The following is a 12,589-nucleotide window of genomic DNA, read 5'->3' as shown; positions in this document are numbered from 1 at the left end:
AGTGCATGAAGACGATCATTGAGCCATTTCGCATCAAGAGCGTCGAGCCAATCAAGATGACGACGCGCAGTCAGCGCGAAGTCATGCTGCGCGAGGCCGGTTTCAACCTCTTTTCGATTCCGGCCGAGTACGTGCTGATCGACCTGCTGACGGACAGCGGGACGGGAGCCATGTCCGCGGAGCAGTGGGCGGGGGTCATGCGCGGTGACGAGTCGTATGCGGGGGCTTCGAGTTTTTATCGCTTTCAGGATCGGATTCAGGACCTTACGCGCTTTGAACACGTGCTGCCGACGCACCAGGGGAGGGCCAGCGAACGGATTCTCTTTGAACTGGTTGGCGGGCCGGACAAGATCGTGCCGAACAACACGCACTTTGACACGACCCGGGCAAACGTCGAGCACAGCGGGGCCAAGGCCGTGGATCTTTCCATTCCGGAAGTGCGCGATCCCAAGAACCGGCACCCCTTCAAGGGCAACATGGATGTCGCGGCGCTGGAGCGACTCATCGGTGAAGTCGGCCGCGAACGCATCCCGCTGGTCATGGTGACGGTGACGAACAACAGCGGCGGCGGTCAGCCGGTCAGCATGGAGAATCTCCGCGCGGTGCGGGCGGTCTGCGACAAGCATGGGCTGCCGCTCTTTCTCGACGCGTGCCGTTTCGCGGAGAACGCTTACCTGATCAAGCTGCGCGAGCCGGGGATGGGGAATCGATCGGTACGGGAGATCGTGCACGAGATGTTTGCGCTCGCTGACGGGGCGACGATCAGTGCGAAGAAGGACGGGCTGGTGAACATCGGCGGGTTACTGCTCCTGCGCGATGAGCAGCTATTTCAGCGCGCCTGTAATCTGCTCATCCTCACCGAAGGATTCATTACTTACGGCGGGCTGGCCGGGCGCGACCTGGAGGCGATGGCCCAGGGTTTTGAGGAAGTCGTTCACGAGGACTATCTGGCGTACCGGATTCGCAGTGTGGAATATCTCGGGGAGAAGTTGCTGGCCGCGGGTGTGCCGATCGTCGAACCTCCGGGCGGCCATGCGATCTATATCGATGCGGGGGCTCTGTGCCCGCATATTCCGCGCGAGCAGTTCCCCGGGCAGGCGGTCGTTTGTGGGCTGTATCGTGTCGGCGGGATTCGCGCGGTGGAGATCGGCTCGGTGATGTTCGGAGCCACCGCTTCTCCGCCGCTGGAGCTGGTGCGACTGGCGATGCCGCGGCGGGTTTATACGCAGAGCCACATTGACTACGTGATCGAGGCGGCCGCGGAAATGGCGGCGACGAAGCGAGAGCTTCGCGGGCTTCGCTTCGTCCAGGAGCCGCCGGTTCTGCGACACTTCACGGCGCGGTTTGAGGAGATATGAACTCAATGCCGGCGCAAGGCGCAATCGTCCGCCGGCTTGATCAGACCATCCGGAGCTAGGCGCTCGCGACGGTTCCGAGATTTTTTTCGAGTTCCAGCGCACGAGGGAACAGGATGTTGTTCTCCTTGTGCACATGCTGATGCATGTCGGCTTCCAATCGCTGGAGGTCATTGAGTAGAACGCGGAAGGTCGTGCATGCGTCGGGAGGGGGGCGGAATCCATTGGTCAGTTCGCGCAACTTCGCCAGGGCATCGCCTGCGTGGTCGTGCTCCGCCTCCATCACGCTGATTGGATTTGCAATGCTGCCGCAATGAAACGGCGTAACATGCTTCTCGGTCTCCAATGTACGTATGAGTGGAAAGAGAATCGACTCCTCCTTGTGCATGTGTGCCTCCATCTCGGCCCTAAATGACCAGAAGATGTCCCGACAGATGGGCATTTCGGGGTGCCGCTGGCCGTGAGCGACGACGACTTTGTCGAGCATGGCCGCCAAACGGGGCAATTCTTCGCGCAAGAACTCATGGTGTCGGTTCACGATGTGTTGCGTGAGATCGGTGAGTGATGCTTTGGACCAGTCGGTTTCCTCGGTGGTTCGAGACGCCCTGTCTGATTCCAGAAGTGCATCTCGTACCCGGTCGAAGTTGATTCCGCCCTGGTCACAGACCTGCGCCAGCGGTCGCTTCCCACCGCAGCAATAGTCAATTCCGAAGCTCTCAAAGACGCGTGCCCGAGCGGGCTGCTCAGCCACAAGAGCGCCAACGGTTGTGTTCGGATTCAAATCGTTCATGGAAATCGTCCTTTCAATTGCCTGGGTAGGTTGACTCAGTTCGCAGTGGCCGTCGCGGGAGTTTGCGTGCCCTTGCCACGATTATTGGGGATCGTCTGTCCTATGGTCTCGTTCAATGGACTCAGCGACCATCCGGTCTTCAGCCCCAGGATGAAATAGCCAAGGGCCAGTACGCCGGTTGCGAACACGGTATCGCCCAGGACGCGCAGCCACCGAAGGGTGTCCATGATCGGGGTCTGAAGGAACTCGGCGGACCGGGCATACCACATTCCGCGATGGACGCTCGCCCAGGTCTGCATCAGTCCGACGGGCAGCAGGCTGACCATTACCATCAAGGCCAGACCGATATTGATGGACCAGAATGCATACGCCAGCGCGCCAGTGCGCCACTGCTTATGAGAGGCCAGTCCCTTCATGCAAAACAACATGAGCCCGATGCCCAGCATTCCATAGACGCCGAAGAGGGCGGCATGGCCGTGGACCGGCGTGGTGTTCAATCCCTGCATGTAGTAGAGGGCGATCGGCGGATTGATGAGGAACCCGAACAGGCCCGCGCCGACGAGGTTCCAGAAGGCAACGGCGATGAAGAAGTAAATCGGCCACTTGTAGGCGATGACCCACGGCCGCACGCGGCTGAGCGTGAGATTTTCGTACGCCTCGAAGCCGATCAGGACGAGCGGCACCACCTCCAGGGCGCTGAAGGTTGCGCCGAGTGCAAGCACGATCGTGGGGGTGCCGGTGAAGTAGAGATGATGGAACGTGCCAATGATTCCGCCGGCGAGGAAAATCGTCGTAGAGAAGAGTACGGCGACCGTCGCGGTCGCGGTTCTCAGGAGACCCATTCGGGTGAACAGGAACGCGATGACCACGGTTGCGAACACCTCAAAGAAGCCCTCGACCCACAGGTGCACCACCCACCATCGCCAGTACTCGGCGATGGCCAGGTGCGTCTGGCGTCCCCACATGAGGCCTGCGCCGTAGAACAAGGCGATGGCGACGGATGCGATGAAGAAGAGGCTGAGCAGTTGGCGGTGTTCACCGGGTCGTCGCAGCGCGGGCCACATCGCCCGGCCCATCAAGAACAGCCAGAGAATAAGACCGATGAACAGGAATATTTGCCAGAAGCGGCCCAGGTCCACGTATTCGTATCCCTGGTGACCGAACCAGAAGCCCGCCGTGAAGCCGAGCTTTTGCTGAACGGACAACCATTGTCCGGCCATCGACCCGACGACGATGATGAGCAGACAGACGAAGAGGAAATTGACGCCTGCGCGCTGGAACTTCGGTTCGTGTCCGGAGACTGCGGGGGCCATGTACAGGCCGGTGGCAAGCCAGGCCGTAGCGATCCAGAAGATGCCGAGCTGGGTATGCCAGGTTCGCGTCACCGAGTAGGGCAGCCACTTGGCGAGGGGAAAGCCGTAGAAGCCCGATCCCTCGACGCCGTAATGCGCCGTGACCGCGCCAAAGCCGACCTGGACGACAATAAGCGCGGCGACGACCCAAAAGTATTTGAGCACGGCTTGCATTGAGGGAGTCGGATTCAGAGCCATCAGCGGATCGATGTCCGGTGCGGCGTGCTCGGGCTCATCCTTATTTCGCTGAATGGCAAAGTACCATGCCAGGGCGGCAATGCCGCCGAGCAGCAATACGAAGCTGATTACCGACCAGACGACAATGGCGCCGGTCGGCCTGTTGCCGACGAGTTCATCCGGTGGCCAGTTGTTTGTATAGGTGATTTCGCTGCCGGGCCGATTGGTCACGCAGGTCCACGCGGTCCAGAAGAAAAAGGCATTCATCGCCGACTGCCGCGAGGGGTCTTTGATTGCGTTGGCGGGAATCGCGTAGGCGTCGCGCAGCTCCTCCATCGCAGGGTCATCGGCGAAGAGGCTCGCGTAGTGCATTCCGACGGTCCGAATGGCCGCCGCGCGCTCCGCGGAGATGGTGAGGACATTTGTTTCGGCATTCACCTGGTTGCCGCGTAATTCCCTTTGAAGCGCCGCCTTAAGCATGGCCTGCCGGTCGAGGTCCAGCTTTTCGAAACTCTCCGCACCAAGGCCTCGGGCCTTCTCTTCGAGAATCTGCTCAGCCTCGCGATGCAGCCAGTCCGCCGACCAATCTGGTGCGACGTACGCACCGTGTCCCCAGATGCTCCCAAGTTCCTGTCCTCCGAGAGATTGCCAGACGTTCTGGCCGTCTCGTATGTCGGAGTCGGTCATGAGGACTCGGCCGTCGGGGCCCACTACGGCAGAGGGAATAGGGGGAGCTACTCGGTAGATTTCGATCCCGTAGTAGATGAGAACCAGAAATGAACCCGCGATGACAAGAGCCAACGAAATCCAGAGTCGATAGTTCTTCATATTCGGCATCCGTTTCTCTAAAGGGCTGTGCAGAAAGTGTTTATGCTCCAAGTGGCCGCGCCTTTTAACATATACCTAGACATCTAGGTTGATGTTACAAAGTTAGCATGGTATAATCTGGATGTCAAGAGATAGGTTTACGGTTTTTTCCTGCAAGAATCTTGCTGTTGAGGCGGGTCCGTGCTCCATGATCCACCCCTGGGTGTAAGGCTGGGGGCTGCGAAGGATTCTGAATCGGAGCCTGACCCTCCCTCAAATAATATAAGGGCGCCGCAATGATTTCCCAGACCGCAGAGTACGCACTAAGGGCCGTCGTCTGGCTGGCGTCTCAAGGCGACGGTTCGCTGGGAACGCAGCATATCGCGGAGGCAACTCGCGTTCCCGCCGGATATTTGTCAAAGGTGCTTCAAGCCCTTGCCCGCAGGGGACTGGTTGTCTCGCATCCCGGACGAAACGGTGGCTTTGCCCTGGTCAGGCGTGCCGAGGAAATCTCGGTGCTTGATGTGATCAATGCCGTGGACCCGATTCAACGGATCAAGACATGTCCGCTCGATTTGAAGACTCACGGCGTCGACCTGTGCCCCCTTCATCGCCGCCTGGATGACGCGATGGCCAAGGCGGAAGAGGCCTTCGCGAGCTCGACCATTGCGGAATTGCTGGCCGAGCCGACTACGAGCACACCGCTCTGCGAGACTAAAACGATCGCGCTCTCGGTTGGAAAGGGTAAAGGACCGAAGCAGGCGTAACGAATCAGGATCCTGATGTCGGCTTACGCCGGTAGTGAGTGACGCGAAGTGACGGATCGGCCGTAAAGGGGGATGTTTCCCATGCTGATTCGTCGAATTCCGGAAAGAGCGCGTCACCCTCGGCGTCCGGAGCGTTAATCATGGTGATGATCATTTCGTCGACGAGCGGCATCGCCTGGGCGTAAATCTGCGAGCCGCCGGCGATGAAGGCGATCTCCTCGCGACGCGATCGGCACAGCTCAATTGCCGCGTCCAGAGTTGCGACAAAATCGAGCGTGGTGTCCTTCGGCATCGATGCGTCCGCATTCGCCACGGCCGTGTACTTTGTCGGATCGCGGGTGATGACGACGTTTCGCCGACCGGGCAGCGGCTTGCCGCAGGAGTCGTAGGTCTTGCGGCCCATGATGAGGGCATGGCCCATGGTCGTCTGCTTGAAGTGCTTAAGATCGGCGGGGACATGCCAAGGCAGGCCGCCGGCCTTGCCGATGAGGCGATTCTGATTCATGGCGACGATGATGACGGTTCGCATGGCCTGTTATACCGCTACTTTGAACTTGATCGGGTCCTGAGTCTGGTAGCCCACGAGTTCGAAATCGTCATAGCGCAACTCGTCGAAGGGCTTTTTTGCGATGACCAGCTTGGGTAGCGTTGTGGGCTTTCGCTTCAACTGCTCGCGCAGCCCGGCGACGTGGTCGTATTCGGCCATCGGGCTGCCGGGGTCGGCGGCGTAAATGTGGGCGTCGACAATAGTATGCGCGAAGCGGCCGAGGCCGAGGCCGACTTCCTGGGCGATCATCTGCGTCAATGCCGCGTAGGCGGCCATGTTGAAGGGGATGCCGAGGGCGATGTCGCCGCTACGCTGGCAGAGATGGCAGTTCAGCTTGCCGGCGGCGGCGTGAAACGCGAAGGTGTAGTGGCAGGGCGGGAGCTTGCTGGCGATGGCGTTGCCCGGCTCCCAGGCGGTGACGACGAGGCGGCGGCTGGATGGGTCGCGTTTGAGGGTGTCGATGACGTAGCGAATCTGATCGACCTCGCGGACCTGCCACTTGCCGTGTTCGTCCTTCGTCGCGCTGGGGAAGTGCCGCCAGTAGTGGCCGTAGGCGGTGTCGAGGTTGCCGTCTTCGTCGGCCCATGCGTCCCAGATTTTTGTGTATTCGCGGAGGTTGCGGATGTGGTTCTCGCCGGAGAGATACCAGAGCAGTTCGCGGAGGAGCGAGGGCCACTGCATCTTCTTCGTGGTGAGGAGGGGAAACCCTTGGGCGAGATCGACCTGGTAGTGCGCGCCGAATAGGCTGATGGTGTCGACGCCGGTGCGAGAAGGCTTGCGTACGCCCTCGTCGAGCACGCGCCGAACAAGATCGAGATAGACCTGCATGTTCGCTCCTCCGTGAACGCTATGGGCTGCTTCAGCCGAATCGAGTGAATTCAGGTGGAGATTGTAACGTCGTGACGCCTGTGCGGCGATGTGCAGGATGGGCCCCGGGGCCGCAATCAGCGACCCATGAGTTGAGCTTGAATTCACAGGCAACCGGCAACGAGAAACAGCCAGTGGGCCTCGCCGCCGACTTACTGCTCTTCTTCCCCTTGAATGATGATGCGCGGCGTCACCATGATCATGAGCGACTGTGTGTCTCTTAGGGTCGCCTCATTCTTAAAGAGCCGGTTGATGTAGGGGAGCTTGTTGAGAATCGACACGCCGGGCTGCAACGTGCCTCCCGGGGTCGTCTTAATGCCGCCCAAGAGGACCGTTCCGCCGTCGGGCACGGTGACGGTGGTCTGAACGGTGGTGAGTTGAATGACCGGGAACTGGATCAGGCGATCTGTGCCGCCGACCTGAATTGAATCAGCATCGCCGACGGCTGCGATGATCGGGCGGATCGCCAACTGGACGAATCGGCGGTCGGCGGAAATGACGGGAGTCAGCTTGAACATCGGGCCAGAAGTCACGCCCGTTGTCTGTGGATTGACATTCAAGAACTCCGCCGCGAATTCCGGCTGCACGTCGGCGATGAGGGTGCGCTCATTTCGCGAGATGATATGTGCCGGCTGACCATTAAAGAGGGTCAGCCGCGGCGCTACCAAGAGGTTATTTCGGGTGTCTGCCTGGGCGGCCTGGAGGAAGAAGAACGCTTCGATGTCGCTGAGGATCGCGAAGCCGATGGAAGTGGCATCGACGTTTGACATGGAGCCCAGCATCGCGCCGCCGGGCAGGTTGTTCAGATCGGGCCGGCTGAAGATATTGGTAATGGGAAGATCTCTGATGATCGGCAGCCCCGGAAAGTGGCCGGCTTGTGGCGGGCTCTGGTTTTGCAGAATGGCGGGGAGAAAGACGCTGCCGCCGCCGAGCAGCTTCGGCACGAGCATCAATGCGCCCTGCTGGCCGCCGACTTGCGATGGATTGGTGAGGAAAGAGTCATCAGGCAGGTTGCCGGGTAACTGGGGTGTTTCGTTCGTTGCGGGAACGAGCTCGGCGTCGGAATTGAGATTGAAGTCAAAGTCGACACCGATGCGCTCGAAGAAGTCATCCTCCACGGTGATGAATCGCACCTCAACGGCCACCTGCAAGTCCTGAATCTGCCTGCCGCCGAATCGACCGAACGAATTACAGATTTCGGTGGGAAGTCCCAATCGCTGGCAAATTTCGTCGCACCCGGCGCAGGTCAGCAGTAAGGCAGTGAGGACCAATATGGTGGAATTCCGTGTCGGAGATCGAAGCGTATGAGGCATTGGTATTTTCTCCGGTCGCGCGGGCCTCAGGCGATATCAACGATGATGACGTGGTCGTATCCGGTGACGCCGATTATACACCGACCACCCGCGCGCGACTTCCGAAATTTGCAGACTTTTCTTGATCGGCCCGGGGATCATCCATGGTTCGCGACAAGCCGCAGAAGAATTGGATCGCCCCGAAGTTCCTAAGTGCCCGGGTCGATGTCACTGGACGTGGGGATGGCGCCCTGCGGGAACAACCGCCGCCATTGGGCCGAATCACGGAGGCGCTTGAAGGCCGGGTGATTGAGCGCCTGGGATTGGAGTGCCGGATTCAATTCAATCGCCGCCGTCAGTTCGGCCAGTGCCTCATTGTCGGCACCGGCTATTGCCAAGGCCCCGGCGAGCGTGAATCGGGCGTCGGCGAGCTTTGCCTTGGCCCGCTCAAGTCGCGTCGGATCATTCTCTTGTGACGTCAGTTCGGCGCGGAGACTGACGACAACTTGGAGTCGATCGACCGCCTCCTCCGCGCGACCGACCATGATGAGGGCAACGCCCCAGTTCTGGCGGCCGTCGAGATCGGTGGGGTCAAGTTCATAGAGCTTCTCGAAATGCGGCAACGACTCCGCGGCTCGCCCGGTTCGCAGGAGTGCATTGGCGAGGTTTTTCCTGGCTTCGACATTTGCGGGTTGATAGGCGAGGAATCGCTCGTAGGGATCAACCGCCTGCGCGTATTGTCCCGCGTGAGTGCGGGCGAGGCCGAGGAACAGGTATCCCTCGGGGTCTGCATTGGGCTGCGAGAGGCCGCGCTCGATGATGGTGATGCCTTCGGCTAGGTTGCCGCGGATGATCTCGATGTGCCCCAGCCGGTAATAGGCGTAGCAATACTCCGGGTCAGCCTTGATGGCCCGGTGGTATTCGGCCTGGGCGTTCTGGAGGCTCTTAGCGCGGCGTTCCTCAGCGTCCGGCTGGTCGGATGCAGCGAGGCGGTGGTATTCGCCGATGGCGGCATTCCCCAGGCCGTAGTGGCCGGCCGGCGCATCGGGGAATCGGGCGATGACGGCGTTGTAATAGGCGTAGCTGTCGCGCCACACAGATTGCTGGCGCACCGTGAGTAATGCGAAGAGTGTGATCACGATAGCGCCGATGACCGGCGCGCCGCGCCGGGTGATGCTCGCGGCCGAAGGGGTGATGCGTCGAACCAGAAATTCCGCGAGCAGCACAATCGCGATGATCAGGGGTGTGTAGGCGAAACGGTCGGCGGCAATGGTGTGCGTGAATCGCACCGGCGTCAGTGTCGGACCGATCATGAGCAGGAAGGCGATGGGCAGCGTCCAGGCGAAGGCGATCCCGCGGCGGTAGGCCCAGGCGCAGGTCGTGATGAAAAGCGCCACAGCGATGACACTCAGCAGGAACGTCGCATTTCCGAGCGACACGACGGATTCGTCGGGCATCAGGTACTCGGGGCAAAGCCGGATCGGCAGGATCATCTTGGCGGTATAAAAGCTAAGATTGTGGCAGGCGACGAGGGCGGTGATGCCGAAGGGGCGATGACCTTCCTGCCTGGTCAGATCGACTGCATGGGTCTGCGAGACATAGGCGATCCATCCACCGATGGCGGCGAGGACAAACAAGGGGACCTTCTCCCGGGCGTGTCGGCGAACGTCGCGGCCGAGCGGCCATACGTCCATGAGAACGAAGACAAGTGGAAGTAGAAGCCCTGTGGGCTTGGCGAGAATGCCGGCGAGGTAGGTAGCAACGACGGCGATATACCAGTGGGGCCTATTCGTGCGGGCGAATCGTACGTAGGACATCACTGCTAGCAGAGCGAAGAGGGTAGCGAGGACCGCCTTGCGCTGGCTGACCCAGGAGACGACTTCGACGTTGAGCGGATGCACCGCGAAGAGCAGTCCGCAGAAGAGTGCCGTGCCGCTGCGACGGGTCAGTCCCAGGACAAGAAGAAATACCAGCGCCGCGTTGCAACCGTGAAGGAGGATGTTGGCGAAATGAAAGATGAAGGGTTCGGCATGTCGAGTGTATCCGCCGGACAGGGCGCCCTCGACGACTCGATCGAGCATGAGAGATGCCATCGTCAGTGGCTGGTAATAGCCGAGGACGGTTGTAGGGCGCAGAACTTCGCCGAAACAGGCGACGAGGTTTTTCCAGCTTGGGAAAAGAACATACGGGTTGGCGGTGACGTATTGCGTATCGTCGAGGATGAGAAACTCGGCGCTGAAGGTGGGCAGATAGACCGCCATTGCGACGAGCAGCACCATCACGGCGAGCAGGCCCGGGTGGAGTTGGTTGAGCGCCCCTTCGGGACGTCCCGGCTCCCGGTGCATCGGCGGCCGCGATAGGGAGTCGATTATTTCGCTCAAAGGGTCGCCTCGGTTAAAATGCGGCACAAATCCTTCGTTTATCGGGCACGAGGGGCGTGATTTCGGGACGAAATTGCCGCATGAATCTTGATCATATATGATGATGGTAACTGGGTCGCCCCGTCGTGGTTGGTTGGTTTGGCGCGCGGGGGCAGGATGCGGACCCGGCGATCTGGTCTCGCGCAATTTTTACAGTGTCCGCGAATAGAGCGGACGCCAGCGATGAGAATCAGGTCGCGCCATCAAGACCGGTGATGAAATGGATTTTTTCCGGAACCCAGGGGCGTTCAAAAAGGTAAGCATTCCACGGGGCCAAGCCGATAGAGCCCGGGGGAGAAACTCGGACCTCGCACTCCCCGGAAGGCAACCAGTGAGATTAATGTCGAAGAAGCATGCGTTCTGCGGAATGCTCGTAGCAATGGGGCTGAGCCTCTGCGCGGGCTGCGCCGTGCCTCAGCCTCGCGGCGAGGGTCTCTATCAGTACGTCAAAGAGCCGACCACCGGGGCGGGCTACCACCTTTACCTGCCGGCCGACTATGTCAAGAACAGCGGTCGTCATCCGAACCCCAAGATGAAGGGCTGGCCGCTGGTGATGACCTTCCACGGCATGAAGCCTTACGACAATGCCCTTCCACAGGAGCGGGAGTGGGAGAGGGAAGCGGACATCTATGGATACATCATCTGTGCGCCGGAGCTGCACACGAGCGATTCGTTCATGGAGTATCCGCTGACAAGAGAGCACGACTACGTGCTGGAAGATAAGAAAGACGTCCTGGCGATCATGGATCACATCTTTGCCACGACGCGCGCGGATCCCAAGAAGGTGCTCTCGACAAGCTGGTCCTGCGGCGGATATCTGGCGCACTATTTTCCGAATCGATTCCCCGAGCGTTTCTCCTGCATCGCAACTCGTCTGTCGAACTTTTCGTCAAAGCTGCTGATCGAGGAGACGGTTCCGCGTTATCGAGACCGTACCCCGGTGGCCATATTCATCGGCGACGGCGACTTCCCGGCCTGCAAGAGCGAGTCGGAGGAGGCTGTGGCATGGTACACGGCGCGCGGATTCCGCATTGTGCGCGGAAAGATGATTGACAACATGGGGCACAGTCGTATTCCGCAGACGGCGGCGGCCTTCTTCGCCGAGCACATCGGCATCGAAGCGCTTCATCCGAAACAGGCAGCGGCCACCGTGGCTCAGGTTCAGATGACCGAATACTTTCCGCCGCAAGAGATGATCGCGCGGATGTCCCCGCCATTGGGGATGACGTTTGCCCGGTCGGGTAATCCGGTGGATTCGTCGTCGCGGCGACCGACAATGGCGACGACGCCTCCGACGCCGCTCCCGACCGCTCCGGCCGTGACCAGTGCCGTCAGCTACAACAACAAGACCGCGGGGCGGCAATATCCCTACGGCACCTCGCCCTCGTACGACCCTTCGCCGAAGCGCGAGGAGAAGCCTGTCGATACGCGGCTCGCCTCCGCGGCCGATCCCAAGCGCGGCAACTGGCTGGAAGGCCCCAAGGTTCCGCCGCCATCGCAGGCGAGCGAGCCCCGGCGATCCGTCGAGCAGCCGAAGTCGGCATCCACGTCGGGTAATCAGTCAAGCCCGTCGCCCAGAAATGCCGAGTCGTCCAGACGTCGAGGATCGGAGCCTGCAGGTCGCGCACCGACCGAGCGGAGCAGACCGACGGCGAGCATTCCGCCGCCGAAGAGCAGGACGTATTCGCCTTCCAATGCCGGCCCCAAGAAATATGAGCCGAGCCATACCGGCGGCACTCCTCCGAGCGCCGCGTTCGCGGCCGCAAGGCCTGTGTACAAGACGACGGGCCCGCCGCCGGCGCTTCGATCGAAGCCGACTGAGCCCAAGCGCGAGCAGACTCGGCCCGCCGATCGCGTGCGGCGCGTCAATGTCAAGCTGGCCGGTCCTGCGATCGGAACCAGTCCGCATTATCTCTCGTACAGCATCGACCTGCCGCGCGAGCAGACGGCCGGCGCCGATTTCCTGTGGATGGATAACGGAGTCTGGATCGGCGACGAGGCACGCGGCGTGAAGATCCTCGAGTCGCCCGGCCTGCACCGCATCTCCGTTCTGGTCGTGACCGCCGACAACATGGAATACCGCGGGACGGCGACCGTGCAGGTGCTCGACCGCGGGCCGACTGCGGCGGCGAACTGACGATTTCCTCTCACAATCGATGATTGGAGCGCAAGGGTGATTGACTTGCGCATTGAAGAACCGTGAGGCCGGTGCGAT

Annotated in this window: 10 protein-coding genes; 4 read left to right on the top strand and 6 right to left on the bottom strand. The window is 60.7% G+C overall.

The genetic code is table 11. The annotated features are described in order from the left end of the window. Positions 1-5: 5 nt before the first annotated feature. Positions 6-1,358, top strand: a complete 1,353-nt coding sequence (locus HS101_04620; GenBank protein MBE7505554.1) for a tryptophanase — start codon at positions 6-8, stop codon at positions 1,356-1,358. Between the two features lie 55 nt (positions 1,359-1,413). Here HS101_04620 and ric read toward each other — a convergent pair whose 3' ends face one another. Continuing rightward, positions 1,414-2,145: an iron-sulfur cluster repair di-iron protein gene (gene ric, locus HS101_04615; protein MBE7505553.1), complete on the bottom strand. Its 732-nt coding sequence runs from the start codon at positions 2,143-2,145 to the stop codon at positions 1,414-1,416. A gap of 35 nt (positions 2,146-2,180) precedes the next feature. Continuing rightward, positions 2,181-4,502, bottom strand: coding sequence for a nitric-oxide reductase large subunit (locus tag HS101_04610; protein MBE7505552.1), 2,322 nt, complete (start codon positions 4,500-4,502; stop codon positions 2,181-2,183). 275 nt (positions 4,503-4,777) lie between these two features. On the opposite strand from HS101_04610, the gene HS101_04605 reads away from it, so the two are divergent. Then, a complete protein-coding gene (locus tag HS101_04605) occupies positions 4,778-5,248 on the top strand; it encodes an Rrf2 family transcriptional regulator (GenBank protein MBE7505551.1) in 471 nt (156 codons plus the stop codon). 4 nt (positions 5,249-5,252) lie between these two features. Here the strand turns inward: HS101_04605 and HS101_04600 are convergent, their stop codons facing one another. The 3 genes from HS101_04600 to HS101_04590 all read right to left on the bottom strand — a co-directional run bounded on the left by HS101_04600 (position 5,253) and on the right by HS101_04590 (position 7,876). Beyond that, positions 5,253-5,777 (bottom strand): dihydrofolate reductase, encoded by a 525-nt coding sequence (locus tag HS101_04600; GenBank protein ID MBE7505550.1) that lies wholly within the window; start codon positions 5,775-5,777, stop codon positions 5,253-5,255. 6 nt (positions 5,778-5,783) lie between these two features. Next, the gene (gene thyA, locus HS101_04595) at positions 5,784-6,623 is read right to left on the bottom strand and encodes a thymidylate synthase (protein ID MBE7505549.1); all 840 of its coding nucleotides are present in this window, start codon (positions 6,621-6,623) and stop codon (positions 5,784-5,786) included. 191 nt (positions 6,624-6,814) lie between these two features. After that, positions 6,815-7,876, bottom strand: coding sequence for a hypothetical protein (locus HS101_04590; GenBank protein MBE7505548.1), 1,062 nt, complete (start codon positions 7,874-7,876; stop codon positions 6,815-6,817). Between the two features lie 71 nt (positions 7,877-7,947). On the opposite strand from HS101_04590, the gene HS101_04585 reads away from it, so the two are divergent. Beyond that, entirely contained in the window at positions 7,948-8,100 is a 153-nt protein-coding gene (locus tag HS101_04585; GenBank protein MBE7505547.1) for a hypothetical protein, read from the top strand. A 63-nt stretch (positions 8,101-8,163) separates the two neighbouring features. On the opposite strand, the gene HS101_04580 is transcribed toward HS101_04585, so the two are convergent. Beyond that, on the bottom strand, positions 8,164-10,335 hold the full coding sequence (locus tag HS101_04580) for a tetratricopeptide repeat protein (protein ID MBE7505546.1): 2,172 nt from the start codon (positions 10,333-10,335) through the stop codon (positions 8,164-8,166). 379 nt (positions 10,336-10,714) lie between these two features. Between HS101_04580 and HS101_04575 the strand changes: the two genes are divergently transcribed. Beyond that, positions 10,715-12,511, top strand: coding sequence for a hypothetical protein (locus tag HS101_04575; protein ID MBE7505545.1), 1,797 nt, complete (start codon positions 10,715-10,717; stop codon positions 12,509-12,511). Positions 12,512-12,589: the final 78 nt, after the last annotated feature.

The organism is Planctomycetia bacterium (assembly GCA_015075745.1).
In the GTDB taxonomy this organism is placed as follows: domain Bacteria; phylum Planctomycetota; class Phycisphaerae; order UBA1845; family UTPLA1; genus UTPLA1.
Note: the sequence above shows the minus strand (reverse complement) of the source record. Positions and strands in the feature narration are given on the sequence as shown.